The sequence below is a fragment of the Paenibacillus sp. JJ1722 genome (assembly GCF_048282685.1).
Taxonomy (GTDB): domain Bacteria; phylum Bacillota; class Bacilli; order Paenibacillales; family Paenibacillaceae; genus Paenibacillus; species Paenibacillus polymyxa_B.
In genome coordinates, this window is sequence record NZ_CP182500.1 from 2,181,941 (window position 1) to 2,208,560 (window position 26,620).

Consider the following 26,620-nt stretch of genomic DNA (forward strand, 5'->3'; position numbering starts at 1 on the left):
TCTACCTAGTATTTCAAAACGATTAATACCTCAATCCAATTTTTTAAGCGAACGTAGTCTTTAAACGTTATGACCTCCATTTTACAATGAATCCAGACCTTTTGCCGCCTGAACGCAATCCGCAAGGGAGCGTCCGGCAAAAGGCAATTAGAAGATAATGAATGTGGACTGGAATAGCCTACTGTTACTGGCTATCTGGTTCGTCCTAAAACAGCCTGCGCGCTGTTACGAAACGTTTCTGCCATTTATCGTCAAGCGTGTCAAAATGAACGCCGCGTTCTTTGGAGAATGTATGCAGCAATTTGTTGTTCCCTGCATAGATAGCCACATGGCCGATCTCTAGCCCGCGTGCGCTGAAGAACAGCAGGTCGCCTTTGCGCAGCTCGTTCAGCCCGACCTCCCGCCCTTCTTTAGCCTGATCGTAAGAGACACGGGGGAGGTCGATAGAGAGCGTATGCTGGAACACTTCCCCCACAAAAGAAGAACAATCAAAGGTCGATGTCTGTCCGGTTGCTGCGCCGAATTCATAAGGGGTACCGAGAAATTTCTCTCCGTAGGCGATGAGTTCATCTCCCTGCCGTTCCGCCAGGGATGGGCTGGAATAGTCGCTGTATTTTGGTTTTGCCGATATGTATCCGGTCAGGTTGTCTTTAGTGCGCACTTCCAGCCAGAGAGCATTGACCTCGCGGATGACGTGAACCTTTTCGCTGGCTGGAATAAGCCGCAGGGAAGGGGAAGCTCCCGATGAATCCGGTTCGCTGCGCAGGTTGACCCTGGAAAGAACTGTTGTGAAAAAATCGTCCCTGGAGGCAATCCGGATTGTCCGGGTAAGGGCATCCCACTTCACTGTGCTCCCAAGTGCTTCGCTCACAAAACGCAGTGGAATCATCGTGTTGCCCTCAACGATCTGTCCCGGAACATTCAGGGACAGCGTTTTGCCGTTTAGGGTAGCAACGAGTTCCCCGATGTGGTAGGTCAGCACCGTGTCGGTTTTGGTTGCTGTTACGGTTTTGCTGAATCCGTTCCAGGAAAGCACAGCTCCTTGCGCCTCAAACAACTGACGCATGGGGACGAGCGTTGTCCCGTCTAGCAGCAGCGGCTCGGCGGCAAGCTGAAGCGGGTGGTCATCCACATAAACGGTCGTCACTGGAGTCAGCGGTACCGACTTCGCATAAGACGGGTTTGCTTGGAGCAGCGATACTGCCAGCAGAGCCAGCAATACTCCCTTGTTGATTGTCATGCTGTCATCACCTCGTTGTTAATGTGTTCATCTAAGTTGTACGAGGCTTCCTCCGATTAGTTGTGTACCAAATATTGGATTCACTAAAAAAACAAAACAAACAAAAATAAAACCAATAAATATCTGTGTTTTATTATTGACATCAAAATAAAATAAAGATAAAATTATAAATGTGAAATATTTCACTTTATAGAATAATTCCGTATTTAGCGAGGCAACAAGAAGTGAATCCTTTAGGAGGCCGATTTTATATGAGCGCACATGTATTTTTTGTACCATCTATCAATCTTATGGGAACAGGCTGTTTGCATGAAGTTGGGCCGTATATAAAAGAACTGAATTTAAACAAAGCTCTAGTCGTTACGGATAAATTTTTGATGAAGAGTGGCATTGCAGGCAAGGTTACATCTTTGCTGGATGATATTGGATTGAACTATGCGGTATACGATGAAGTAAAACCAAATCCGACCTGTAAAAATGTACATGATGGTGTTCAGTTTCTGCAAGAAAACGGATGTGACTTTTTAATTTCGATTGGCGGAGGATCACCACAGGATACGGCTAAGGGAATCGGCATTATTGCTACCAACGGGGGACATATAACCGAGTATGAGGGCGTTCATAAATCCAAGCACAAATCGCTTCCTATTGTGGCTATTAATACCACAGCAGGAACATCGGCTGAAATCACGATCAATTATGTCATTACGGACGAAGAGCGCAAGGTCAAGATGGTTATGGTTGATAAGAATAGTGTAGCTACGATTTCGGTCAACGACCCTGAGCTGATGGTAGACAAACCCGCCGCATTAACGGCAGCTACAGGGCTAGATGCTCTGACCCATGCTATTGAAGCTTTGGTTACACCAGGTTCCTATCCTGTAACGGATGCCACTGCGTTGGCAGCAGTAGAGATTATTTTTAATCATTTGGCTCGTACAGTGAGCAACGGTCATGATATAGAAGCACGTGAGCAAATGGTATACGCTATTTTCTTGGGAGGACTTGCATTTAATAATGCCGGATTGGGTTACGTTCATGCGATGGCGCATCAGCTTGGCGGCGTATACGATTTGCCTCATGGTGTTTGCAATGCCATGCTGCTGCCGATTGTGGAAGAGGAGAACGCCAAGCATGTACCAGAGAAGTTTCGTGCCATCGCTAAGGTCATCGGTTTTGAAGATAAGGGGAAAACGGATAAGGAATGCGCTGACTATGTAATCCAAAGAATCAAAGACCTGTCGAAGGAAGTGGGGATTCCTTCCAAACTTTCTGAACTGGGTGTAAATGAAGTGGATTTGGATCTGCTTGCCGAGAACTCAATGAAGGATGCTTGCGCTCCGGGCAATCCGTTCATACCTAGCAAAGAACAAGTTATCGAGATGTTTAAGAAAATTCTTTAAATAAAAGATGCAATTATTTTACTAAATACTATAAGGGCTGTCCCAGGAACTGATCGAAGTATACTGGGAACGGCCCTTTTTATTCGCATTTTCTGCTAAGAGATTTGTGAGACTAGAGATAAGACAACCCCATTGAAGATTAAAGGCACAGCTCTCTCGGCTAAATCTGTAGGAGACTCTTTTTTTCCTTCCACATTCCAGCGAAAGGTTACACCATAAATGGACCAGCTTAAAATGGTCGCGGCAAGTTCTAACGTTCTTTGGTCTGTATTATTGGCTTCTCTTGTTATGAGTTGAAGTATGAATTGCTCTAATTGATTCTTAATATGTTCTTCCAGGATCGGTGCCACTGAATTATATTTATGAACGCATTGGTTACTTGAGTCGTGATAGTCACATAACGAAAGAATAAGTTTCTGAATGATCTCCTCCGACAAACGTGCCTCAGCATCAATCCTCTTGATAACATACTCCAAAAATGCGTCTGACAAAAGGGTTTCAAGCAGTGCATATTTATCTTGAAAATGTGCATAGAACGTGGCACGGTTAATGGTGGCTTTTTGGGTAATGTCATTGATCGTAATCGTGTAGAAGTCTTTCTTATTTAATTGGTCAACGAATGCGTCGAGAATTAATCTACGTGTTCGAATGACGCGCGGATCGTTTGGGTTGGGTGAGGTTACACCAGGCATCCTCAAGACACTCCTTTCAGGTAAATTAAATGATTCCCCCATTATAAACATGTGTTGTTTTGTCAACAAGTGAGTTTAGATATACAACAATTTTATAACCCTTTTGGTTAAGCAACAGAATGAACATTTTGTCGGTTGAATGATAAATTAAACATTGCTAACATTTCACTTGCACCCCGTTTGATGGTGCACGAGCTTTTTATATATCGCTAAAAACGATAAAAGAAAATGGGGAGGTACAATCCTTGAGTAATCAACCGCAAAATGTCCATTCAACAGAAGCTTTATTTCAACCTTATACCATTCATAATCTGACCCTACAGACTCGTATTGTAATGCCGGCAATGGGCCGCGCTTTTTCACCAAATGGTGTGCCAGGACCGGATGTAGCCGCTTATTATCGCCGTCGCGCAGAGAATGGTGTAGGTCTTATTATTACTGAAGGTGCAGTAATTGACCATCCTGCTGGAACAAGTGAGCCGAGGATACCTAATTTTTATGGAGAAGCGGCTTTAAACGGTTGGGCTGAAGTGGTCAGACAGGTTCATGAAGCCGGTAGTAAAATTTTTCCACAGCTTTGGCATATGGGGATGGCTCGCCCTTTGGGATCTCAGCCGAACCCAGAAGCGCTGTCGATTGGTCCATCAGGGCTGGATCTGGAAGGAAAAAAAGTGACCGAGCCGATGACAGAAGAAGAAATCGTCAAGGTCATTGGGGCCTATGTCGATGCAGCTGCGAATGCAAAACGATTGGGCTTTGACGGCGTTGAAATTCACGGAGCGCACGGCTATCTGGTTGATCAATTCTTTTGGGAGAGAACGAACCAACGTACGGATCGCTATGGTGGCGATATCATAAAACGTGCACAATTCGCCATTGAGCTTGTGGAAGCTATTCGTGCTGAGGTTGGCCCTGATTACCCTATTGCCATGCGCCTATCCCAATGGAAAATGAATGATTACAACGCAAAGCCGTTCGATACACCGGATAAACTGGGGCAACTCCTGAATGTGTTAGTACAAGCGGGCGTGGACATCTTCCATTGCTCGACACGTCGCTTTTGGGTACCTGAATTTGAAGGCTCCGATTTGAGCTTTGCCGGATGGGTGAAGAAGCTGACTGGAAAAACCACGATTACGGTTGGCTCTGTAGGTCTGGATGAGGATTTTGTAAGTTATACGGAAGGGAAAGGGGCAGGACACCAAGATATTAATGAACTTCTGGAACGGCTGGACAACAATGAATTTGATCTGGTAGCTGTTGGGCGTGCGCTTCTGGGTGATCCTGCATGGGCTACAAAAATACGTGAAGGCCGAATTCATGATCTTCAAACCTTTACACCTGAGGTACTTCAAACGCTCAACTAAAACATATCATACTTCCAATATCTCTTTAAATAAACAGTGTAAGCCAAAATACTCAAAGTCAGGTAAGGAACTTTGGTGTTTTGGCTTTTTTATGCGTCTGCAATAGTAGTCCACCATGAACCATTTTAGATTAAGTCATATTTGCTTTAAAGTTTTCTTGGGTACTCAAGTATTGAATTTTCTTTAAAAGCTGCTCCATTTAACAAGCTCCTATCTATTTTAGATTTCATTATATCAAACTTAATCCTAGTTCTTTGAATCATTCATATGCTAAAACCAGATCAGACTGAAACCAACACTTGATATATATAGATGTCTATGTAATAATGCTTGTATGTTAAAAAATAATGCAGCTGCACTGATAGGAACCATTAGAGACTCGATCAATAAATTGATTGTGTCTGAGCTCGAATCGAATGGAATTGAAGGAATTGTTCCTACTCATGGTGGAATTCTAATGTTCCTTTATCAAAAGGACGGGCTTTCCATTAAGGAATTGACGCAAAAAATTTCTCGTCAGCAACCCACTGTCACTGTTTTGATCGACAAGCTAGTGAAGTTGGGGTATGTCGAAAGAAAAAAAGAAAGGGAGGATAGTCGGGTTACCTTGATATTTCTGACCGATAAGGGAAGAGAGATAGAGCCTGTATTTGAGATGATCTCCAATAGATTAAAAGAAACCATCTATGGTGGTCTGAAAGACGAGGAAAAAGAACAACTGGAATATCTGTTAGAGCATGTAAAAAACAGATTATAATTTTTTTTTTTTGAATAAATGCATAGATATCTATATTAATATCAAAATAACAATAAAACTTCTGGAGGTTATTTAAATGAAACATCTTATCATCTATGCTCACTCTAACGCTGAAAGCTTTAATCACGCGATACTCGAAACGGTTGTAAATACTCTGAAAGAAAAAGGTGACGAAGTCGTTGTACGTGATCTATATGCCCTTGATTTTCAACCTGTATTAAAACCTGAGGATACTGCCGCTATGAGAGCAGGGCAAACTCCGGCTGATATCAAAGTGGAGCAGGAATACATCTCACAATCGGATACAATTACTTTTATTTCTCCCATCTGGTGGACAGGTCTTCCTGCCATCCTGAAAGGTTACGTTGACCGTGTATTTGCATACGGATTTGCATATACGGCTGGTGCGGAAGGGATTAATAAGCTGCTTACAGGTAAAAAAGGTTTTATCGTGAATACACATGGTACTCCCAACGCGATCTACGATGAAATCGGTATGACCGCAGGATTGAAGATCACATCAGATACGGGAATTTTTGATTTCGTTGGAATTGAATCCGTCGGTCACTTGCTGCTTGGAAGTATTGGTTACCTTGATGAAGATGGTTATAAAGGACTGCTGAAGCAAGTCCAAGACACGGTTAAAACGGTGCTGTAAAGTCAGTTTATGTTCTCTTAGAAACGTAAGACATTCTTTAAATGATGAGGTCAACCCGTATTTAGTGGTTGGCCTTTTCTTATAGTGCTTATATATCTCCAACATCCCGGTTCATAGATCTTTTGAATTTGTAATAGCATCTTGGGGCAGATATAACTGGACATTCAAGGGTGGTTGAAGCATGACTCTATGATCTTTCGACGGTTTTGGAATGTCCCTCTACGATTAAGTACATGTAAACGTCAATAGGGTCCTCACGTTCAATTTTAAAACCAAACCGTTCATAAAGACGTCTGGCTGAGCTTCCTTGCAGAACATTTAAGGTTACATGTTTTCCTTTTACATGATTTTGTTCTAGCAGATTTTTTAATATTTGACTGCCGACTCCTTTACCTTGGTAACTGGGATGAATATAAAAATGCTCCAATAAATAACCGTCTAATCTCGGTTTAAAAGCTATGCAGCCCACAAAAGAAGAGTCTTCCTCAATGATCCAGGTATGGACAGAATCGAATGCATCACGAAAGCGTTGACGAACTTTCTCTTCATCAAACCTTCCTAATCTGGTTAAATCGTTCCGCAGTACAATCGCCCGTAAATTAGCAATGCTTTCAATATCCGAATTGTGGGATTGGCGAAGAGTAAACCGTTTCATCTTATGTAACAACTCCTTTACCGTAAACTGGCAAGAGGTGATCAAGCGTATTTTTTCTTATTCGACGCTGAGCTCATTAACCCTTGTATTAAAATTCACAAATATTTCATTGTTATTATCGTGGGCAATTCATTATAGTACATAGTATTAATAGTTAACTGTATGTATTATGTGTTTTGCGGAGGTTCACTATGAAAGATTATGAACTAAGGGACGAATTGAGAGAATCCGTTAACCGGATTTATGACATGGAATTATTCAGTAGCCTGACGGAGCTTGTTCAGGGGGAAAACCATGTGCTTCAATATTTAGTTCAGCATCGGGATGATGAAATTAATCCTTCCTTGCTCAGCGATCATCTGCATGTATCCAGATCAAGAATTACGGCAGCGCTTACGGGATTAAGGAAAAAAGGCTATGTGACTATGGAAATGTCTGAGCATGACAGACGACGAATGTGTGTAAGGCTCACAGTAGATGGTGAATCGTTGATCAAACAGAAGCAACAGAGAATTGAGGGTTATTTTGAAGCGCTTGTAGTAGGTTTGGGTGAGAAGAATGTGAAGGATTTTATACGGTTAATTGAGCTTTCTTTGAGTATTATGAATGCGGGTTCTATTGAAAAATAACATAATGTGAGGGTGTACCGGGTGAGATATAAAATAATAGCAGACAGCTGCTGTGATTTAACGAGAGAGCTTAGAGAAGAGATGCAAGTTACTACAATTCCGTTAAATATGACGCTGGGAGATAAATGCTTCGTAGATGATGACACATTGGACTTGCCTCAGTTTATGGAAGAAATGAAAGCCTGTACAACCAAAATTGGATCCGCATCACCGTCACCTATGCTGTATAAGGAAGCCTTTCAAGGTACGCATACTTCTTTTGCCATTACATTATCCAGCAACCTGTCCAGTTCTTATTCCAGTGCATTGGTAGGAAAAGATATGGCGGAAGAAGAGGGGGCGGATGTTCATGTATTTGATTCGAAAAGCGCTTCGGCTGGACAGCTCTTGTTAGCTCTAAAACTACGCAAGCTAATCGACGAGGGCTATCATAAAAGCGAAATTATTTCTTCCTTGGAGAGCTTTATCAGCAAGATGAAAACGTACTTTGTTTTGGAAAATCTGGATAATTTGGTTAAAAACGGACGGATGAATAAAATCACAGGAAAGATACTTTCACTCTTGCATATCAGGCCTATTTTAGGCTCGGATGGTGACGGGAATATCGCATTTTTTACTCAAGCACGCGGTCAGAATCAAATTATCGAAAAGCTGGCAGATACTATTGAAAAAAGTGGCCGGGCTACCGAAGGAGAAAGCATCGTCATTACTCACTGCAATAATCCTGGGCTGGCGGAAAAATTAATGAATGCGCTGAAGAAACGCTATCAATTTAAAGATATTCATATTGTGTCCACCAGAGGGATTAGTTCAATGTATGCCAATGACAAAGGGATCATTATGGCTTTTTAAAAATATTCAGGGTTTATCCTCGCTGTATGGATAAACCCTTTTTAGTACACTGAGACTTTGCGGGAGTTCAAGCCTATCTCAATTTTTTAATGAGGACAGAAGCGTTTATACTGGCTTGAGTTCCTCCGGCTTGTGTTTGCAGGGTAACAGCAGTAGTAGAGCTATGGTTTCGCAGAGTAAGGACGTCACCGCATGCCAGAGCGAGGATAGCTTGCCCTGTGTTCTGTTGTGTCCCGGCTCCTGAGCCGTATACAGTTCCCACAGCCAGTGCGCCATTAATAAAGATGGCGAATTGGTTAGGTTCCATACCGGACACCGAAAAGTGAACTTCATATTTTCCAGCATCGGATACAGCAATCTGTGTAGTTCCTGGAACATGAGCAATTCCAGGTGTAAGTATACCGTTCGTATCCAAAATGACATCCCCTTCAATCGGAACAACTTGGGGCTTCACATTATAAATATAACCGAACTGCGCTAAATCACCTATGGTTCCAGGATCCCCATCAGGCCCTAAAGTGCCATGATTAATATTCACATTTACAAGTTGCTTTTTGACGATGATATCTTTTCCAACCCCTTTCCGTTTCGAGCGGACTTTTCTCTTTGGGGGCTTCTCCTCAAACTTTTTTTCTAACTTATCAAACCAGGCACGGACAAAAACATTTTTTTTACGGCCTTTTTTTCGTTTTAATTCAGGATGACCCAATACAAACACCTCCATATGGTTTGTTGTATACTACTCCATTCATCTAGAGGAGGCATGGATATCTGTCCTGTGATTCATAGGAAACGATCTATTTTGACTAAAAACGGGCTGCTGTACAAGGTGCATTCGTCTAGTATGTAAAAAAGCACCTTTGAATGTGCACTTGGATGACAACCAAGGAACAGACAAAGGCGCCAGTAGAGACGTGTCTCAGGATGAAGCGGTTTGAAGCCGTTTTTTGCGCACATATAGGGCGTACAAGATGCCCCCAAGCAGGCACAGGATACAGGCGAAGCCTGCCAGCAACCACGCCGAAGAGACTGCTCCACCACGATCCATGCTATTTCCAAGCCATAAAGGCAGCAGAGCTCCCCCAACTCCACCTGCGCCGATAAGCAGGCTAGTGGTAGATTCTTCTGTACCCGGCATCATTTTGCTGGCAAAAACAAGTGCGATGGAGAAGATGCCGGACATGCCCAGCCCCAGCAGTACAATAAGGATAAAGGCGCCTTCAGTCCCTTTGATCAGCGGGAACACGCACAGCAGCACGGTCGCTGCCAGTGAGCTCAGGGCGACAAAGACACCGTAGCCGTATCGATCGGCAATGTAGCCTGTGAATAACCGGCCGGTAGCCATTGCTAACCAGAAGCAGGTGACACTAAGTGCTGCTTCGGCTTGTGTGAGACCCAGCCGTTCGATGAACATGGAGGGCAGGAAATTAGCCAGGCTCATCTCTGTCCCTACATAGATAAAGAAAAAGACGATAAATAGTGCAAGTAGCTTCCAATTGCCTATAGGGCTACCCTTAGAAGCCTCCACCGTGGGGGATTTGGGTGAGTTAGTGGAACGCGTATGGTTGTCACCTTGGTGTTCCTGTTGGTCTAATACAGCGTCCAGCGTGCCGAAGGACCCGCGCAGCCAAGCTATAATGGTGACGGCTGCAAACATGGAAATGATGGGAAAGGCCAATCGCCACCAACCGAGTGCAATGAGCTGGCTGGCGATAGCGGGCATAGCCAAAGCGCCGATCCCAAAGAAGACTTCCAGACGGCTCATCGCCGCGCCCGTTCCTTGAGTAATACCGCTGATAATAATAGTGCCAATGAGTGTTTCTACCATGCCGAAGCCAAACCCGGCTGCTGCCCCGACGGCATATAGCCAACCCCAAGGCGGCAGCAATGAGTACAGCACTTCCGCCGCGCATAGCAGGAGCAGGGCGAATACCAGACTTCGGCGTTTGCCGAAACTCCGGGCAAGCCACGGCGACAGCAGGACTCCAGCCAGAAAACCGGAAAATTGAGCGAAGATTAGACTTCCGCCATCCGTATAGTTTCTACCGTAATGCTCTAACAACACAGGCAGTAGGGAGCCTACAACCACGTGTGCCAGGCCGATTAAAAAATAAGATAAGCTGCCGATCCATAGCAGTCGTTTCATGATGAACTCCTTTGATACCTAGATTTGACTCATGCGGCAAGCTAAACTGCATGAGTCAAATCTGAGTGATTATGATAGCTCCAGTACATGAAAGCCGTAGCCTTCAATAGAAATTTCTCCTTCCAGGTATTTACCGCTGATCAGCTCATTCCCTTTCTGATCATCCAGATGATATTGCTGCGTCTGGGCGTTATGGTTCAGAACGAATAGATATGATTTTCCATTTTTGGTCCGTACAGTGGCTTCTACACCCGCAGGAGCGCGCAGCAGGGATGGAATCCCTTTTTGCTCACAAATGTAGCCCAGCAGGCCATCAAGGAAAGCTTCTTCAGGGTCTGAAGCAACGTACCATGCCTCACCTTGACCGAAACCATTGCGTGTCAGCACTGGCATGCCCTGATAGAAATCATCGCCGTATTCGGCCAGTACTTCGGCGCCTTCGCTATGCAACAAGTCACAGAGTAGACCGCATTTATATTCACCTTGTAATACGCCCACCTTTTCTTTCAATACAATGCGATTGTGTGATTCCGGCAGAAGCGCGTCAATTTCTTCCACCCAGATCCCGAGCAAGTTACGCAGTTTACCAGGATATCCTCCGGTTGTGACCAGATCGTTTTCATTCACAATGCCACTGAAAAAGGTCGTTACGAAGGTGCCGCCATGCTCTGTGAATTGTTCCAGCTTCTCGGCGGTACCCGGCTTGACCATGTAGAGTACAGGCGCGATAATGAGATCATATTTCTGGAAATCTGCATCAACAGAAACCAGGTCTACCTGTACATTCCGCCGGAAGAGGGGAGCATAATACTTGTGTACCTGATCCATATATTTCAAGGCGACAGAAGGGCCGCTTGATTTTTCCAAAGCCCACCAATTATCCCAATCGAATAAAATGGCTACTTTGGCATTAACGGTCGCGTCAAGTAGTGTGTTGCCTAATGCGCCAAGCTCACTGCCAAGCTGTGCCACCTCGCGAAATACACGTGTGTTCTCATGCCCGGCATGCTCAATGACGGCCCCGTGGAATTTCTCACAAGCGCCGATCGAGCGGCGAAGCTGGAAGAACATGACCGTGTCCGCGCCATGCGCGACTGCCTGATAACTCCATAACCGCATAACGCCGGGCCGTTTAAGCGAATTATACGCCTGCCAGTTCTGCTGGCTCGGTGTTTGCTCCATCAGCATAAAGGGTTGCCCGTCCTTCAAGCCGCGCATCAGATCGTGCGCCATCGCCGTATAGCTTATCGGAGTATTGGCCCCGGGATAGCTGTCCCAAGATACAATATCCATGTACTTAGCCCATTTAAAATAGTCCAGTTGCTTAAAAAAGCCCATCAGATTGGTTGTTACCACGGCATCGGGAACATGTTTTTTAATCGCGTTATATTCCAATAGGTAGCAATCCAGCATACTGTCTGAATTGAAGCGCGCATAATCGAGGGATATGCCCTGAAAGCAGGAGTGATTTTCTCCCCAATGCTCGCTCAGATTATTTGGCGGTACAATTTCATCCCAATCATAGAAGGTGTGACCCCAGAAGGAAGTATTCCACACCCGGTTTAGCTCTTCCAGTGATCCGTATTTTTGCTTGAGCCACACCCGGAATGCGGCCGCGCAGTTATCACAATAGCAATCCCCGCCGTACTCATTGGACACGTGCCACACGAGGATCGCGGGATGGTTTTTGTATCGTTCTGCAATTCGGTCAGCCATCTGCTCCGCGTATTTTCGATACGTTGGACTGTTCGGACAGGAGTTGTGGCGGCCACCGAATTTCCGCTTCCGTCCGTCAGCGTCTACCCGGAGAACGTCGGGGTAGCGGGTAGCCATCCAAGCAGGGTGCGCTGCCGTGCTAGTAGCTAGACAAACGAAGATATCGCTTTCATAAAGACTGTCAATCAATTGATCCAGCCATTCAAAATGATATGTGATTTCGTCGGACTGAATTTTGGCCCATGAGAATACGTTGACCGTGGCGATATCAATCCCTGCTTGCCTGAACATCCGTAAATCTTCCTGATGCGTGGCCTCATCCCATTGCTCAGGATTATAATCTCCACCGTAAAATACTTTAGGAAGTTTGCTGCTTATCATGCCAATCACCTCTGTATATAAGAATAATTCTATCTTATAATACAAATAACTGCTTTTAAATATAATAAAATGAACGTGTATATAACAATATGGATCTACATGAAGAATATATACCCGCATACGCCGGAGGTGCTTTTTATGATTTTAACTCCCCATCATTTAAGATTTTTCCTGACTACGCGTGAGCACTCTTTACCCCTTTTTATTGAAAGTATCGGATTTAACAGCAGGCAGGAGGATGTGTCCCGTCCAGAGGGTTATCCGTGCTTTCACTGGATTCAGACGGTGTCTGGTGAAGGGATGTTTACATTTAAAGGGGGGACCTTCCGTCTGGGAGAGCAGTCCGGGGTTCTGCTGCTGCCCGGGGAATCCCATGCATACAGACGGGCGACCAAGGTTTGGCGAACGTTATACATTACATTTGACGGCCCCATCGCCGCTGCTGTATTGACTGCACTGGGATTGAAGCATACGCGTGGGTATCATTGGGACCCGGATAGCGAGCTGCACAGCTTTGGGGAAACTATGCTCCATTCCATGGTTAGTGAACGTGATTTGTCTGGATTAGATGCTTCGGCCAATATGTATCGTTTTCTGACTCTACTGCGTAAACATGGACAACATAGCTCGATGCCTTCCCTATCCCATAATGTGGAACGTTTAACCCCTGTACTGGCCTTTATGGAGCAAAATTATGCCAGTCCAGATGTGGGCCTAGGTGATATGGCAGTTATGATGAATGTCAGCTCCCGTCATTTAAATACATTATTTAAGCAAGCGTTTGGTGTGACTTCTTATGCTTATCTGATTGTAATTCGGCTGCGGAAGGCCAAGGAAATGATGACGGAATATCCGCAATTAACAGTAAAGGAGATTTCGGAGCGAGTAGGATTCCGAGATGCCAGTCATTTTGTGGCAACTTTCCGCCGAGCTGAAGGAATTACCCCGGAAAGGTTCAAATTACTGTATACATAAGGGTATTTTATCGAAATACTCTTTCTTACTCGGGAATGCTCTTTTTAGGGAGCATTCCTTATTGTTTTTTTCAGGATGAGGGAGTATAAAATAATAGTTCATTTGTTTCATCAAACTGATGTGCAGGTGACATAATAAACATAAGATCCATAGTTCTTTTGCAAAACCCTCATCCAAAGAAGGAGTCAACGAAATGCTGAGTAAAGTCAAAAGATTATTAATCGGTCGTCCGCGAAAGTCGACGGCCCTTGAAGATGAGAAACTGAATAAGCTCAAGGCACTGGCCATTCTGTCCTCAGATGCCTTGTCCTCTGTAGCTTACGGAACGGAGCAAATTCTGCTGGTTTTAATTACAGCTGGCTTCGCTGCCCTATGGTATTCCATTCCTATATCCATTGCGGTATTGGGTTTGCTGATCATTCTGATCCTGTCCTATAGACAGACCATATTTTCCTATCCTGGTGGTGGCGGAGCGTACATTGTTGCACAGGACAATTTGGGAAAGAGTCCGAGTCTGATTGCAGGTGGTTCTTTGCTGGTCGATTATATTCTGACGGTAGCAGTTAGCTCATCAGCAGGTACAGATGCCATTACATCTGCGTTCCCGTCGTTACATGATCATCGGATCGCCATTGCTCTGATTATGATTATCTTTTTGACTATTATGAACTTGCGCGGGGTGACAGAATCTGCCTCGGTGCTGGCTGTACCGATTTACTTATTTGTTGTTGCTATTTTTGTTTTGATTATTAGCGGTATCATTCATTACGTGGCAGGGGGGGCTCATGCTGCAGCACCGCAATTTGGAGCTACGGTATCCAACGTCAGCCTGTTCCTGCTACTGAAGGCGTTCAGCTCGGGTTGCTCGGCGTTAACTGGGGTAGAGGCTGTCTCGAATGCCATTCCGAACTTCCGCAAGCCAGCTGCCAAAAATGCAGCAACTACACTAATGATGATGGGTTTGATTCTCGGGTGTATGTTTATCGGAATTAGTTTGCTGGCTTATTGGTACGGTGTTCGTCCTAATCCGCATGAAACGGTCATTTCGCAAATTGCGAACGCCACTTTCGGGCGCGGTGTGATGTATTACATCATTCAGGGCGTAACGGCGCTCATCTTGTTTTTGGCGGCGAATACAGCCTATTCGGCCTTTCCATTGCTTGCTTTTATGCTCGCGAAGGACAAATACATGCCGCACATGTTCATGGTTCGTGGAGATCGGCTTGGATACTCTAATGGTATTCTGTTTCTGAGTATCTTCTCGGCATTGCTGGTTATCGTATTTGGCGGAAACACAGAAAATCTGATCCCGCTTTATGCCGTAGGGGTATTTATTCCGTTCACGCTCTCGCAACTTGGCATGATGATTCGCTGGATCAAGCTCAAACCGCCAGGCTGGATCGTCAAACTTGCTATTAATACGGTTGGGATGCTGACCACGCTGTCGATTACGCTCATCTTTATTTTCACCAAATTTAGCCAGGTGTGGGTAATCTTTATCTTTCTGCCTTTGGTTCTGTATTTCTTTATGAAGATCAACAGGCATTACAAAAATACGGCTGAACAACTGCGCATTGATATTACCAAGGATAAACCTATGGTGAAAGGCAATACGATTATTATTCCGGTGGCAGGTATTACGCGAGTCGTTATGAATACGATCAGCTATGCCAAAACCTTGTCGGATAATGTGGTTGCCGTATATGTGGGTGTGGATGATGAGGCGATTCAAAAAATGGAACAGAAGTGGGAAGAGTGGGACGTGGGCATACGTTTAGTAGTGCTGAGATCCCGTTATCGCAGCATCATTAATCCGCTCCGCAAGTTCATCGATACAGTAGAGTGGAAAAAAGCAGACGAGGACCATATCACTGTTCTCATTCCACAATTCATCACCAAGCACTGGTGGGAAAATATTCTACACAATCAGACCAGCTTACTGATGAGAGCTTATTTGATTAATTACAAAGACGTGATCGTAACGACCGTACCTTTTCATTTAAACAAATGAGGATTTTGCAAAAATCCCATAAGCGACTTCCGATGAACAGGATATAGATCGAAATGCTTTAGTTCGTCTATATCTTGCACTTCGGAGCGACTGGAATCGAATTTTGCAAAATCCTGAAATAAAGTCACTGCCAATTAGCCCATACTCATTTGCGTGAGCTGACTATAGCAAGGACAAAATGAACATCTTTTGGCCGCATTTCTTTGCGGTCGGAGGGTGTTTTTTTGCATAACGGAGATATTTACTTTGGTGATACATTTTGTGTATTATAGATACGAAATGTATCATTCGAAACTGTTATGGAGGGATACGATGCCCGAAGCCAAGGGGAAAATGGAAGATGACAAGCTGCAATTTGTAGATACGCTGAGGGCGCTGGCTATTATTGGAGTTTTACTTGTGCATGTCAGCCAGCATGTAGACGGATTAAACGGATGGTTGCAAAAAGGCTTGAGTATAGGAGCTAAAGGAGTCGCTTTATTTTATATGGCCAGCGCTTTTACACTATTTCTGTCCTTGAGCAGACGTTCAGGTGACAAGAGGGAAAGAACTTCAGCTTACCTGTTGCGTCGTTTTTTTCGAATTGCTCCTTTGTATTACGTGATGTTAGGAATCTATTTGGTTGTGAACGGGACAGGTCCACGATTTTGGCTTGGAGATCAGGAGGGAGTCACTGCCACCAATATCACTGCTCATTTCCTGTTTTTGAATGGTCTGAATCCGTACTGGATCAACAGCATTATTGGTGTGGAATGGTCCATTGCGGTGGAATGTATGTTTTATCTGTTTATCCCCCTATTATTTAAGCTGATCCGATCAGTCCGCCATGCGACCTGGTTTGTTGTGATGGCACTTGTGGTAAGCTTCGGGCTAAATACGGTATTTGTTCAATATCCATGGATTAATGATCACTCTTTATGGGGGCACTATCTGTATTTATGGTTTCCGAATCAATTGCCTGTCTTTGGGCTAGGTATATTGTTGTTTTTCATTTGGAAAGACGAGCGGCATTGGAAAAGTATAGACCGGGTCAGTGGAGGTTGGCTGCTGGTTTCTGTGCTATTTGCGTTTTTTGGAGGCATGACCGATTATCTCATAGGTGTCGGGTTGCTGCTGGGAGCGTATGCTTTGTATCACTGGCAGCCGATCTGGCTACTTAATCGGGTGTGGTCATGGATCGGCCGCCTTAGCTACAGCATGTATTTGACGCATATGCTGGTTCTGGGACTAATCGTACAGGTTAAACTACCTTTTGCTCCCCTAGTCAGCCTCACACTTATGTTTATCATGACGTTGCTATTCACCATCGGACTATCCTGGTTTACCTACTCGTGGATTGAACAGCCCGGCATCCGTTGGGGGAAAAAGCTTATATCACGTATGAAGCCTGTGCTCAAGCAGGGAGATTCGGTCAAAGAAAGTGTTGCCTAAGCTGCAACTTGAAACAGCATCCGATAACATTTGGTTGAAGTGCTTGAATAAATCTATGAAATAATTGAAAAGACCTCTTGAAAAGTAGCTCCCAGCCCTTTATATTCGATGTACATCCAAGTTTTTGAATACACCGATGAGGTTTGTTGGAATTGTAAAGGAGATGCACGCATGCTTTTGAAGCCAATCGGCTTTTTGCTTTTCTCCACGCTTGAGGGAGTAGCTGTTTTTGCGCTGATTTTGAGTATTTTTAAAGTTAAAATGACCCCTTATCTATGGCAGGCCATTTTTGTTAACCTGATTATGAATTTGCAAAGTTATATGCTCCGAGAGGAGTTTTCCTTTTCGTATTTGGTGCCTGTCGTAAATATGCTGCTTTTTATTTTTTTACTTGCTACGGTCGTGAAGATTCCGATTGTGTGGTCCGGTATTATGACGGTTACAGGTTATTTTGCATATGCCGTTGTTCAGTCGGTATTCCTAAAAGTCATGTTCGGCAACCTTCCGGTTTCTGAGCTGCAGGATGGGTCCTTGAAGGGCTATCTGCTACAAGTGGTAAGCGCGGCAGTAGGACTGCTTATTTCATTGATGTTGTATCGAAAAGGGATCGGCTTTTCCCCTAATTTCAAGAAGCTAAAGTTCAAAGAGGAATATGGAATTGTCATCACGCTGATTATCCTGTCGCTCATTTCAACTTCTATTGTGCTCTACTATAACGAGGTATGGTTAAATATGATATTTTTTGCACTGGTTTCGGGATTTTTCATCTATTATGCAATCGGAAAGGAATACCGGGATGATTGAAGCGATGGCTTTCAAACTTGCTAACCAGATCAAACGTACTGTGCCTGATCATCCGGCCTCTGTCGCGGTACTTAAATACGCACTTGCTCTCATTCTGAATGCGTCCATGATCATCGTGTTAACACTATTCGCCTCAATCTTCACGGGGCGGATGGTAGAGGCTGTAATGATTCTCGTCGCTTTCGCCCTGCTGCGCCAAATATCAGGAGGCATTCATTTGAAAACGGGCATGGCATGTGTGTTGGTGACCTCAGCAGCTTTTACTTACATATCCTGCATGGCCTTAAATAGTTGGTGGACAAACCTGTTTACCGGAATAGCTCTCATTCTCGTTTTATGTTTTGCCCCGTCCAGAATTGAAAAGCAGTCGCGCATTCCAGTACAATTTTATCCCCTCTTGCGACTGTTATCCTCCTTGCTTGTATGTACTAATTTTGTAATCGGTTCCTCTGTAGTGGCTATTGCTTTTTTGGTCCAGAGCCTAACATTGATCCGGGGAAGGAGGTGAGTGGAATGATGAGGAAAATGGTATATGGATTAGCTACATCGTTGTCTATGTTTGCAACATTTGCTGTATCAGTGGCGAGTTACGTGTATGTTTATCAAGGGGATACACCCGAGGAACTGCTGAAATAAACAAAATGCCGAAATAGAAAAATGATACATAGAGCTGCTATTAAGCAGCTTCTTTTTATGCAAAAAAATCAGGCGCTCCATTAAAGAGCGCCCGAATGGGAGAGGAGAAACCGGACGAAGAGCTTATGGGGAAACGTAAGTCTTCTCCGCGGTTGTCTACGACATTGGTTGAATGCCGATATCCTAAGGATGCCCAGGGAATGGTTTTTTATACCTGCCTCATCCTAAGTTTTTCAAACGGCGGTGCATGTGGTACGATAGCGTCATAATCTTATATGGTTATGAACACATATAGAAAATAGGTGAGTTTCAGCGTGAGAGTGGTATCGGGTAGTGCCAAAGGAAGGCCGTTAAAGGCAGTTCCCGGCACAGGGACGCGGCCGACCACGGATAAGGTCAAGGAAGCGCTATTTAGCATGATAGGTCCTTATTTTGATGGGGGAGTCGCACTTGATCTGTTTGCTGGCAGTGGTGGCCTGGGTATAGAGGCGCTTAGCCGGGGAATGGACAAGGCTGTTTTTATTGATATGGAATCCAAAAGCATTGATGTCATTAAAGAAAATTTGCGAAAAACTGGATTGGAAGGACAGGCTGAAGTGTTCCGCAATGATGCCGGACGAGCGCTCAAGGTGCTGGCAAAACGTGGAGCTCTTTTTGATGCTGTTTTTCTGGACCCACCCTATCGTCTCAAACACGGAGATGAATTAATGAGCCGTATGGCTGAGTTGAACTTGCTTCGTTCAGATGCAATCATCGTGCTGGAGTATGAATCGGGACATGAATATCCGGAAAGCTTCGGGCCGTTCGAACAGGTCAGAAAAGCAGTTTATGGTGAAACGGCGTTATCTATTTATCATTTTGCAGCCGATGTTTTGTCGGATGTCGTAGAACATACAGAAGCCGGAGGGGTCAAATTCGGCATCAGCGAATCAGACGGGGAGGACCATCATGATTGAGCACAAACCACGTATTGCTGTATATCCGGGAACTTTTGATCCCGTGACGATGGGGCATCAGGATATTATCCAAAGAGCAGCCAGACAGTTTGATCTATTGATTGTCGCGGTTCTTAACAATATTAGTAAAAATCCGCTGTTTTCACTTGAGGAACGAATGGAGTTACTGCGAATGGTAACTCGCGATATCCCGAACGTTGAAGTGGACAGCTTCCGTGATCTGACAGCTAATTATGTACGTCAAAAAGGGGCCCAGGTTATTGTCAGAGGAATTCGGTCGGTGACTGATTTTGAATATGAGCTACAATTAGCCTCTACAAATCATAAGCTGAACCCGGATGCGGAAACGATCTTTATGATGACCAATCCAGCTTATTCATATCTGAGTTCCAGTATGGTGAAGGAAATTGCGCATTTTGATGGCAAGGTTGTAGATCTGGTGGCACCGGAGGTGGAAGACGCACTGCGTGCGAAGGTCAACGCGAATCGTGGCGGCTCCACCATGAAGTCATAAAGGAAAAGGCCAACAGGGTAACTATAATTGTACCTAGCAGTGCAATGGACAGTACGGTTAGTTGCCAGGGGTACATAGATGTTCCTTCAATTTGTGTTAATAAGCCGCTGGCTCCGGCCATGACAGGATGCGTGGCGGATTCATTTACGCTTTCCGCAAAAGAAGACACAGAACTGCGACTGACGTAAGCGGGAGTTGTATTGCTGAAGATGCGGCTAAGCGGGACCCATGTCGCCAAGGTAAGTCCAAAAGCAATGATCCCATGGAGCACTCGTGACAGGGTGAAGGTGATGCCCTTGTCGGAAGGCCTGGTGACGGCGGTAATTTGAAGCCAGCCGCACAGGCCACCCCAGCCCAACACAGCACTGATCAGGGCTGCTTGTGTACGGAGATCAAAGGGCAGACGGCTGATTTCATAGGAACCCAGATGGATTTCCATCCAGGCAGGCCATATGAAAGAAAGCGATCCTTGGCCTGTATATATGGACAGCAGTCGAATCAGTACGGAAAAGAAAATAATGAATCCACCTGTCACCATCAGCGTCTGTACAGCATGGGATACGGTTTCGCCCAACAGTTTTCCGAAACTGCGGCCGTCCCGTTCTCTGGCAGAGCGGGTAGCTTCCCATGCGGATCGGATCAGGGAGGGAGAAGTACGGGAAACTGAGGTGCGCCGGAGGGCAGCTGGTGTTTCCCGTTTTTGCAATTCTTTGGACGGTACAGGTAGTCTGGCTGTGATCCAGCCTGCCAGCAGCCCGGAAATCCAGTGAACGGCAAGTAACATCACACCTGCGGCAGCATTGTGCAGTAGCCCTGTCCCGATGACGAGCAGGATGGTAATCGGATTGCAGAAATGAGCGATAGCGGTTAGACGTCGAAGCTGAAACGCGGTCATATCCTCCTGTTGTGCCCATTGGCGCACTGCTTCCGCAGCAGCCGGGAATCCTGCGGTCAGGCCGAGGGCCAACACCCAGCCGCTTCGCCCGGGTAGACGGAACCAGAATCGCATAAACGGCTCCAGCAGGACACCTAGTCCATGTACTAGACCAAAGGCGATGAGCATTTCGGACAGCATCAAAAAAGGCAACATGGCCGGGAAAATAATACTCCACCATAGCTTAAGGCCTTGAGTAGAGGCTTGAAATACTTTTTCTGGTGAGGCGACAACAGCCAGTACAAGTAAAATGGCTCCAAGGCCAAGCAGTACGGTTGTCCAATAAGGAGCGGAATGGGCTTCCTTTTGCATCAAAGAATTCACCTCTCATAAATATACTAAGGAGAGTAGGATGCTGTCTCCAGCGTTTATTCACGTTCGTTGTCTTGGGATAGGTTGTTCGTATACGTTGTCGTAAACAATGTATGCTTTTTCGGAAGGCTTGAGAACAGGTGGCGTAGAGGCACTTGGGTAAGATAGGAGAAGTTAGGCTGCAAGGGGGAGAAGCAATGAAACGAATAAACCGGAAAAGAGCTTTTTTTACAACCGGTTATGTCTTAACGCTGGCTGCAATGGTCTATGTGCTGGTCTATATGCCAACCCCTTATCTGATCTATGGACCAGGTGGGGCAAACGAGATCAAACCGATGGTTAGAGTCCAGGAGGGTGACAGCATCGAACGGGGGACTTTTATGATGACGACGGTATCGGCGCGTTATGCCAATGTTATCATGTTGGGCCTGTCCAAGTTGGACCGCAATTCGGAGATTCAACGCAAAGAGGATCGTCTGCATGGAAGAAGTGAAGACGAATATGCGGCAGAACAGGTATGGTATATGGGGGATTCCCAATCTTCCGCAATGGAGGCTGCCTACACCCGTGCCCATGTCCCCTATCGGATTGTGCCAGATTATGTGTATGTATTTAAGGTCCCGGGCTCGAACAGCGTGTTCGAGCCTGGAGATGAAATATTGGAGCTGAACGGAGTGAGGGTGACCGATAATCGTTCCATTCGGAAGGCTTTGGAGGACGAAAAACCGGGAACAATGGCTAAAGTGAAGCTAAAGCGTGATGGAAAGTTGCTGACCGTGCAAGCTCCCTTAACGACCATCAAGGACAGTGAGACGGGCAAGCAACGTTCTGGATTTGGCGTCAGTATTGCCACGGTACAGAAGGTACAGCCGAAGGATGGACGTAAAACGATTCATTTTACATCTACGGATGTTGGCGGTCCTTCGGCAGGTTTGATGTTTACCATGGAAATCTATAACCAACTGACACCAGGTGATCTGAGTAAGGGATATCGTGCAGCCGGTACGGGTACTATTGATAAGGACGGTCAGGTTGGAGCGATTGGTGGTGCAAAGTATAAAATAGTTGCTGCTGACCGTCAGGATGCGGATTTGTTTTTCGTCCCTGCAGATAATTATAAAGAGGCGAAGGCCAAAGCTGAGCAAATTGGAACCCGGATGAAGCTTGTTCCGGTTCGCAAGCTTGGCGATGCGCTGGATTATATGGAAAAGCTGCCCATCAAACCATAATGGGCGGTCGCAAGTAATCAGCATACATGTCGCGGATGGCGGGACGTGGCATCCCAGCTGCGTATATGGCGGCTGCGGCTGTATCCCAGTCCAGCTGAGGATGTGATCCGGCAGACAGCTTGACCCATACCGGAAGGGTGGCTGTCTGCTTCATACGTGCCAGCAGCTCGCGTCCAGCCCTGTTAAAGCCGAGCACGCGGATATAGCCCGGACCTTTCGCCAGCTCAGCCGGAGTCATATCGGTTTTGGCATGATTCAGCAAAATATGTGTACACATCCGCTGAAGCTTCGTACGAGTATACCGCCTTGTCTTGATCGCGGCGAGCAGGGCCTCCACAGAAGGCTGGGGCAACGTGTACAGCGATTGCCGCAGACGATGCTCCAGCCCTTCGGTGACCTCGTGCAGCTCCGCCAGCTGCTGCGGGCTACGTGTGATCAGAGCGTTCAGCAGCGGCTGGCTGAACGCTTCCCAATGCAGCGGCGCGCGTTCGGCTTGCCACTCGCGCCGCAAAATCTCCAGTGTCGCCGCAGGTATGTACGGCGACGCGGCCTCAGGCCCGCCGTTCAGCAGCAGACGGCGGATGGCCGTGGCGCTGGCGATGACTCCGTCCGTAGGGGCCGCGGCTTCATGGTAGCCCGATCCCGTGCGGGCTACCGTGAAGGGCTTGATTGTGCTGCCCAGCCTTTCCAGCGCAATCAAGTAATGTAGCCCCAACGTATTGTTGGGCTGCTGCATGAGGGCGGCGAGCGCAGCGCCGTCCTCTCCTTCGGCCGCCAGCGCGGCTGCGGCTCCCGCGTAGGCAGCGGGATAGCTCGCGCCGCTGCTTAGGCGCTGCGCGATGCCGGCCTTGAGCTCGGCCGACTCTGCCGCCAGCACGCGGGCCAGCGCGCGCAGCGGGGCGATGTCTCCGCTCTCGCTACCGAAGCAGAGCGCATCGACGATGCCCATCGCATGGAGCAGGGCGACCGCTCCGCGGGCAAACCATTCTGCAGGCTGGACGGCATAGGCCACAGGCAACTCCAGAACCAGGTCCACACCCATGGCGAGTGCCATTTCGGTGCGGGACCATTTGTCTGTAATCGCGGGTTCACCCCGCTGAAGGAAAGGGCCACTCATCACAGCCACTGTGCGCTGTGCACCAGTGATGCGAAGAGACTCCTCCCAGTGATGGACATGTCCGTTATGCAGGGGGTTGTACTCTACAACCATACCGAGTGTTTTCAAGACCGTATGTCAGCTCCTTTCTTAAAGTAACTTATTGGGTAACTATTTTGATAATAATGGTTAAGTACCCGTGAATGATTGTTTTCAGGGCAGCTATACTGTTTTTCATCGTCGGCATGAACAAGACCATTGAGACCTGGACGAAAAAGCTTTATACTCGCATTATTGTACACGAAGAGTGGCGGGGGTACGAATACTCATCGGTACATGTTTAGCACAATGCATTTTTGCTTCTGCATAAAACTTGTCGAACCATTGGAAAACCGGTGGATTTGTGAGTGGTGTAAAGTGAAAGGTGTTGACAAACGACTCGATCAGTCGGTATAATAATTTTTGTTTGTTTGGAGTGATAGTGATGCAACTATTTTTTCGCAAAGTAGCAACAAGTGACGGTCCTTTTCCTATCCGTGAATCTCTTAATGTGAGTGAATTGGTGGATGATCGTGCTGATGTTACGGCCGTTTCCCCGCTGGAGACCGACTTGGTCGCCGTTAGTCTGGGTCAAGGCTTGATGAGCGTGGAAGGCACGTTGACCGCAGGTCTGGACATGCTGTGTTCACGCTGTTTAAGCCCGATGCACGAGGATTTAAAGATTGAATTCCGTGAACGGTTCAAGCAAACCTCTTCGAGTGTTGAAGAGGAGGATGAAGATGGCGATTTTATCGCAGTGACGGAGGACTCCTTCGACATTGCACCGTATTGTGAAGAACTGTTTGTACTGCATGTGCCGTTTGCGCCTTTGTGCAGTGAGGATTGTCAGGGAATCGCACCAAAGACCGGACAAAACTGGAGTATTGGCTCCGATGACAGTAACGATGGCGATACGGAAAAGATTGATCCGCGTCTGGCAGGGCTTAAGGATTTTTTTAAATGAGAATTGAGTTCAATTCTGAAAAATCATCATCCGCTTGTGCCGGAGAGTTACTGAACCGATGCGTGGATGTTGCAGGCTTGATTCACCGGCTGTAAGATAATTGCTTCTGGCATTTTCTTTCAGTCTTGAATGAGATAAGAAGTCATACCCGCTATGCGGGGGTGATCTGGTTAAGGAGGTGGGAATAATGGCAGTACCTCAACGGAGAACATCCAAAACTCGTCGCGACAAACGTCGTACTCACTTTAAACTGGCAGTACCAGGTATGGTGAAATGCTCCGAATGCGGCGAATTGAAACTTGCTCACCATGTGTGCAAAGTTTGCGGAACGTACAAAGCTAGAGAGATCATCTCTCAATAATGTCCGATAAGCGGATTCTTTGGAATCTTCGCAGGAAGAGTAGCGCTTCACTTCAGTGAGGCGCTACTTTTTTTTGTCTGCATGCTTCCTTTTTACGTCAGCATGCTATATACTGTTTTAGTACCAGGTTCTAAGAAAGAAGGGCCGAAGAGGTTCCTTTATACATACAAGAAGACAAATCGGCTTGAAGTTTCGCCGTTAGAAAGTGAAGTAAAGTAACCCGAACTGTCGTCTGAACGACAGTTTATTGTAGGGAAAGGAGGCGTCACTGACATCGAACGTTTGCCGAAGAGACAGAGACAGCAGCGGCTGACTCAATTAATTGATGATAATCCGTTCGTAACGGATCAGGAATTGACAAGACAGCTGAAGGTAAGTATTCAGACTATTCGGCTGGACCGGATGGAACTGGGAATCCCAGAATTGCGGGAACGGCTAAAGCTGATGGCTGAGCGCTCCTACGACCAGGTTCGTTCCTTGCCTTTGCATGAAGTGATCGGGGATATCGTTGATCTACAGTTGGATCGAAGCGGTATTTCGATTTTTGAGATTAAAGAGGAACATATTTTTTCGCGTACTGGCATTGCGCGGGGGCATTATGTATTTGCTCAGGCCAATTCATTGGCCGTTGCCGTGATTAATGATGAGATAGCATTGACTGCATCAGCGGATATACGCTTTGTCCGCCCGGTTCATTTAGGTGAGAAGTGCATTGCCAAGGCATATGTACGCTCAAATCCAGAACAAAAAGGGAAGGCTAAAGTGGAAGTCTTTGCCTACGTAGGAGAAGAAATGGTGTTCCAAGGCAACTTTGTCATTTATCGCTCCACGGAGGAAGAGTATAGCGAAGGAGGAAGTCAGCATGCGGATCGCCATTGATGCCATGGGGGGAGATAATGCTCCTGAGGCGACAGTAGAGGGCGCGCTATCTGCGGCAGCGGAATGGAAGGATACGGACATTACGCTGGTTGGTGACCTGGAACGAATTGAATCGGTTCTGAACGGTAGGGCGTTGCCGACGAACCTCAGCATTCGCCATGCATCCGAAATGATAGATGCGCAGGACGAGCCTGTAAAGGCAGTGCGCCGTAAAAAGGATGCCTCGATGGTCGTAGCTGGTCGAATGGTCAGAGAAGGCGAAGCGGATGCCATGATATCCGCAGGTAATACAGGCGCGCTAATGACCACAGGGTTGCTGGTGGTTGGAAGAATGGAGGGCATTGAACGTCCGGCTCTCGCGCCGATGATACCAACGATAGATGATCAGGGTATTCTAGCGCTGGACCTGGGAGCCAATATGGATGCCAAGCCTGAGCATCTTGCCCAGTATGCACTGATGGGGAGCTTGTATCGTCAGAAAGTTCACGGTGTGTCTTCTCCAAGGGTGGGTCTGCTGAATGTGGGGACCGAAGCTGGGAAGGGCAATGAACTGACGAAGTTGGCATATCCACTTATTGAGCAGTTACCTGTCAATTTTGTGGGTAATGTTGAATCGAGAGATGTGTTAACCGGGAATTGCGATGTACTGGTGTGCGATGGATTTGCTGGAAATATCATGCTAAAATCGCTAGAGGGTACAGCCGGAGCCATATTTTCTCTCTTAAAAGAGCAATTCACCAAATCCTTGAAGACCAAGCTTGCGGCAGCCTTGATTATGCCTGAGCTTCGCAGTCTGAAAGGTAAATTGGATTATAAAGAGCATGGCGGGGCTCCTTTGCTGGGTTTGAGTGGACTCGTCCTGAAAAGTCACGGTTCGTCTGACGGCGTTGCCGTCAAAAATGCGGTAAGGCAGGCTCGTACGGCCTTGCAAAACCGGTTGGTGGAAAGTATATCCAAGGAAATCAGCAGGAAGTGAGTGACGA

At 46.3% G+C, this 26,620-nt stretch carries 27 protein-coding genes; 19 read left to right on the top strand and 8 right to left on the bottom strand.

What is annotated here, in order from left to right:
• Window positions 1-205 precede the first annotated feature (205 nt).
• Window positions 206-1,240 (bottom strand): stalk domain-containing protein, encoded by a 1,035-nt coding sequence (locus ACM1ND_RS09875; RefSeq protein WP_069080042.1) that lies wholly within the window; start codon window positions 1,238-1,240, stop codon window positions 206-208.
• Between the two features lie 251 nt (window positions 1,241-1,491).
• Between ACM1ND_RS09875 and ACM1ND_RS09880 the strand changes: the two genes are divergently transcribed.
• Entirely contained in the window at window positions 1,492-2,643 is a 1,152-nt protein-coding gene (locus ACM1ND_RS09880; protein ID WP_025718549.1) for an iron-containing alcohol dehydrogenase, read from the top strand.
• A 95-nt stretch (window positions 2,644-2,738) separates the two neighbouring features.
• Here the strand turns inward: ACM1ND_RS09880 and ACM1ND_RS09885 are convergent, their stop codons facing one another.
• Entirely contained in the window at window positions 2,739-3,335 is a 597-nt protein-coding gene (locus ACM1ND_RS09885) for a TetR family transcriptional regulator (RefSeq protein ID WP_023988140.1), read from the bottom strand.
• A 245-nt stretch (window positions 3,336-3,580) separates the two neighbouring features.
• Here ACM1ND_RS09885 and ACM1ND_RS09890 point away from each other — a divergent pair, with 245 nt between their 5' ends.
• The 3 genes from ACM1ND_RS09890 to ACM1ND_RS09900 all read left to right on the top strand — a co-directional run bounded on the left by ACM1ND_RS09890 (window position 3,581) and on the right by ACM1ND_RS09900 (window position 6,117).
• Window positions 3,581-4,702 (top strand): NADH:flavin oxidoreductase, encoded by a 1,122-nt coding sequence (locus tag ACM1ND_RS09890; RefSeq protein WP_028542748.1) that lies wholly within the window; start codon window positions 3,581-3,583, stop codon window positions 4,700-4,702.
• A 334-nt stretch (window positions 4,703-5,036) separates the two neighbouring features.
• Window positions 5,037-5,459, top strand: coding sequence for a MarR family winged helix-turn-helix transcriptional regulator (locus ACM1ND_RS09895; protein ID WP_069080039.1), 423 nt, complete (start codon window positions 5,037-5,039; stop codon window positions 5,457-5,459).
• Window positions 5,460-5,535: 76 nt separating this feature from the next.
• Entirely contained in the window at window positions 5,536-6,117 is a 582-nt protein-coding gene (locus ACM1ND_RS09900) for an NAD(P)H-dependent oxidoreductase (protein ID WP_028542747.1), read from the top strand.
• 187 nt (window positions 6,118-6,304) lie between these two features.
• On the opposite strand, the gene ACM1ND_RS09905 is transcribed toward ACM1ND_RS09900, so the two are convergent.
• Window positions 6,305-6,772 carry a GNAT family N-acetyltransferase gene (locus ACM1ND_RS09905; RefSeq protein ID WP_023988144.1) on the bottom strand — a complete coding sequence of 156 codons (468 nt, stop codon included), beginning with the start codon at window positions 6,770-6,772 and terminating at the stop codon, window positions 6,305-6,307.
• Between the two features lie 191 nt (window positions 6,773-6,963).
• On the opposite strand from ACM1ND_RS09905, the gene ACM1ND_RS09910 reads away from it, so the two are divergent.
• Together ACM1ND_RS09910 and ACM1ND_RS09915 are read left to right on the top strand one after the other, a co-directional pair.
• Entirely contained in the window at window positions 6,964-7,401 is a 438-nt protein-coding gene (locus ACM1ND_RS09910) for a MarR family winged helix-turn-helix transcriptional regulator (protein WP_023988145.1), read from the top strand.
• A 21-nt stretch (window positions 7,402-7,422) separates the two neighbouring features.
• Entirely contained in the window at window positions 7,423-8,253 is an 831-nt protein-coding gene (locus ACM1ND_RS09915) for a DegV family protein (RefSeq protein WP_023988146.1), read from the top strand.
• Window positions 8,254-8,326: 73 nt separating this feature from the next.
• Here ACM1ND_RS09915 and ACM1ND_RS09920 read toward each other — a convergent pair whose 3' ends face one another.
• From ACM1ND_RS09920 to ACM1ND_RS09930, 3 genes are all read right to left on the bottom strand, one after another.
• Window positions 8,327-8,962 (bottom strand): hypothetical protein, encoded by a 636-nt coding sequence (locus ACM1ND_RS09920; RefSeq protein ID WP_069080038.1) that lies wholly within the window; start codon window positions 8,960-8,962, stop codon window positions 8,327-8,329.
• A gap of 210 nt (window positions 8,963-9,172) precedes the next feature.
• Window positions 9,173-10,399, bottom strand: coding sequence for an MFS transporter (locus ACM1ND_RS09925; protein WP_028542745.1), 1,227 nt, complete (start codon window positions 10,397-10,399; stop codon window positions 9,173-9,175).
• A gap of 69 nt (window positions 10,400-10,468) precedes the next feature.
• On the bottom strand, window positions 10,469-12,496 hold the full coding sequence (locus ACM1ND_RS09930; protein ID WP_069080073.1) for a beta-galactosidase: 2,028 nt from the start codon (window positions 12,494-12,496) through the stop codon (window positions 10,469-10,471).
• A gap of 138 nt (window positions 12,497-12,634) precedes the next feature.
• Between ACM1ND_RS09930 and ACM1ND_RS09935 the strand changes: the two genes are divergently transcribed.
• The 8 genes from ACM1ND_RS09935 to coaD all read left to right on the top strand — a co-directional run bounded on the left by ACM1ND_RS09935 (window position 12,635) and on the right by coaD (window position 19,823).
• On the top strand, window positions 12,635-13,471 hold the full coding sequence (locus tag ACM1ND_RS09935; RefSeq protein ID WP_023988150.1) for an AraC family transcriptional regulator: 837 nt from the start codon (window positions 12,635-12,637) through the stop codon (window positions 13,469-13,471).
• A gap of 193 nt (window positions 13,472-13,664) precedes the next feature.
• Window positions 13,665-15,482, top strand: coding sequence for an APC family permease (locus ACM1ND_RS09940; RefSeq protein WP_023988151.1), 1,818 nt, complete (start codon window positions 13,665-13,667; stop codon window positions 15,480-15,482).
• Between the two features lie 312 nt (window positions 15,483-15,794).
• Window positions 15,795-16,913: an acyltransferase family protein gene (locus ACM1ND_RS09945; RefSeq protein ID WP_069080955.1), complete on the top strand. Its 1,119-nt coding sequence runs from the start codon at window positions 15,795-15,797 to the stop codon at window positions 16,911-16,913.
• Window positions 16,914-17,084: 171 nt separating this feature from the next.
• On the top strand, window positions 17,085-17,717 hold the full coding sequence (locus tag ACM1ND_RS09950; protein WP_023988153.1) for a hypothetical protein: 633 nt from the start codon (window positions 17,085-17,087) through the stop codon (window positions 17,715-17,717).
• Window positions 17,710-18,225 (top strand): accessory gene regulator ArgB-like protein, encoded by a 516-nt coding sequence (locus ACM1ND_RS09955; protein WP_023988154.1) that lies wholly within the window; start codon window positions 17,710-17,712, stop codon window positions 18,223-18,225. The genes ACM1ND_RS09950 and ACM1ND_RS09955 overlap by 8 nt, the downstream gene beginning before the upstream one ends.
• A 5-nt stretch (window positions 18,226-18,230) precedes the next feature.
• Window positions 18,231-18,353 (top strand): cyclic lactone autoinducer peptide, encoded by a 123-nt coding sequence (locus ACM1ND_RS09960; protein WP_023988155.1) that lies wholly within the window; start codon window positions 18,231-18,233, stop codon window positions 18,351-18,353.
• 314 nt (window positions 18,354-18,667) lie between these two features.
• Window positions 18,668-19,309 carry a 16S rRNA (guanine(966)-N(2))-methyltransferase RsmD gene (gene rsmD, locus ACM1ND_RS09965; protein WP_028542741.1) on the top strand — a complete coding sequence of 214 codons (642 nt, stop codon included), beginning with the start codon at window positions 18,668-18,670 and terminating at the stop codon, window positions 19,307-19,309.
• Window positions 19,302-19,823, top strand: a complete 522-nt coding sequence (gene coaD, locus ACM1ND_RS09970; RefSeq protein ID WP_069080954.1) for a pantetheine-phosphate adenylyltransferase — start codon at window positions 19,302-19,304, stop codon at window positions 19,821-19,823. The genes rsmD and coaD overlap by 8 nt, the downstream gene beginning before the upstream one ends.
• On the opposite strand, the gene ACM1ND_RS09975 is transcribed toward coaD, so the two are convergent.
• Window positions 19,786-21,069 carry a nucleoside recognition protein gene (locus ACM1ND_RS09975; protein ID WP_023988157.1) on the bottom strand — a complete coding sequence of 428 codons (1,284 nt, stop codon included), beginning with the start codon at window positions 21,067-21,069 and terminating at the stop codon, window positions 19,786-19,788. The two genes, coaD and ACM1ND_RS09975, sit on opposite strands and share 38 nt — an antisense overlap.
• 197 nt (window positions 21,070-21,266) lie before the next feature.
• Here ACM1ND_RS09975 and ACM1ND_RS09980 point away from each other — a divergent pair, with 197 nt between their 5' ends.
• Complete coding sequence (locus ACM1ND_RS09980; RefSeq protein ID WP_418027627.1) at window positions 21,267-22,298, top strand: PDZ domain-containing protein; 1,032 nt, start codon at window positions 21,267-21,269, stop codon at window positions 22,296-22,298.
• Here ACM1ND_RS09980 and ACM1ND_RS09985 read toward each other — a convergent pair.
• Window positions 22,288-23,523 carry a nucleotidyltransferase gene (locus ACM1ND_RS09985; RefSeq protein WP_418027628.1) on the bottom strand — a complete coding sequence of 412 codons (1,236 nt, stop codon included), beginning with the start codon at window positions 23,521-23,523 and terminating at the stop codon, window positions 22,288-22,290. The genes ACM1ND_RS09980 and ACM1ND_RS09985 overlap by 11 nt on opposite strands.
• Before the next feature lie 355 nt (window positions 23,524-23,878).
• Here ACM1ND_RS09985 and ACM1ND_RS09990 point away from each other — a divergent pair, with 355 nt between their 5' ends.
• From ACM1ND_RS09990 to plsX, 4 genes are all read left to right on the top strand, one after another.
• Window positions 23,879-24,397, top strand: coding sequence for a YceD family protein (locus tag ACM1ND_RS09990; RefSeq protein WP_023988160.1), 519 nt, complete (start codon window positions 23,879-23,881; stop codon window positions 24,395-24,397).
• A gap of 187 nt (window positions 24,398-24,584) precedes the next feature.
• Entirely contained in the window at window positions 24,585-24,758 is a 174-nt protein-coding gene (gene rpmF / locus ACM1ND_RS09995) for a 50S ribosomal protein L32 (RefSeq protein ID WP_007429979.1), read from the top strand.
• 282 nt (window positions 24,759-25,040) lie between these two features.
• A complete protein-coding gene (fapR, locus tag ACM1ND_RS10000; RefSeq protein ID WP_007429980.1) occupies window positions 25,041-25,637 on the top strand; it encodes a transcription factor FapR in 597 nt (198 codons plus the stop codon).
• Window positions 25,621-26,613 carry a phosphate acyltransferase PlsX gene (plsX, locus tag ACM1ND_RS10005; RefSeq protein ID WP_023988161.1) on the top strand — a complete coding sequence of 331 codons (993 nt, stop codon included), beginning with the start codon at window positions 25,621-25,623 and terminating at the stop codon, window positions 26,611-26,613. Before fapR ends, plsX begins: the two co-directional genes overlap by 17 nt.
• Window positions 26,614-26,620 lie beyond the last annotated feature (7 nt).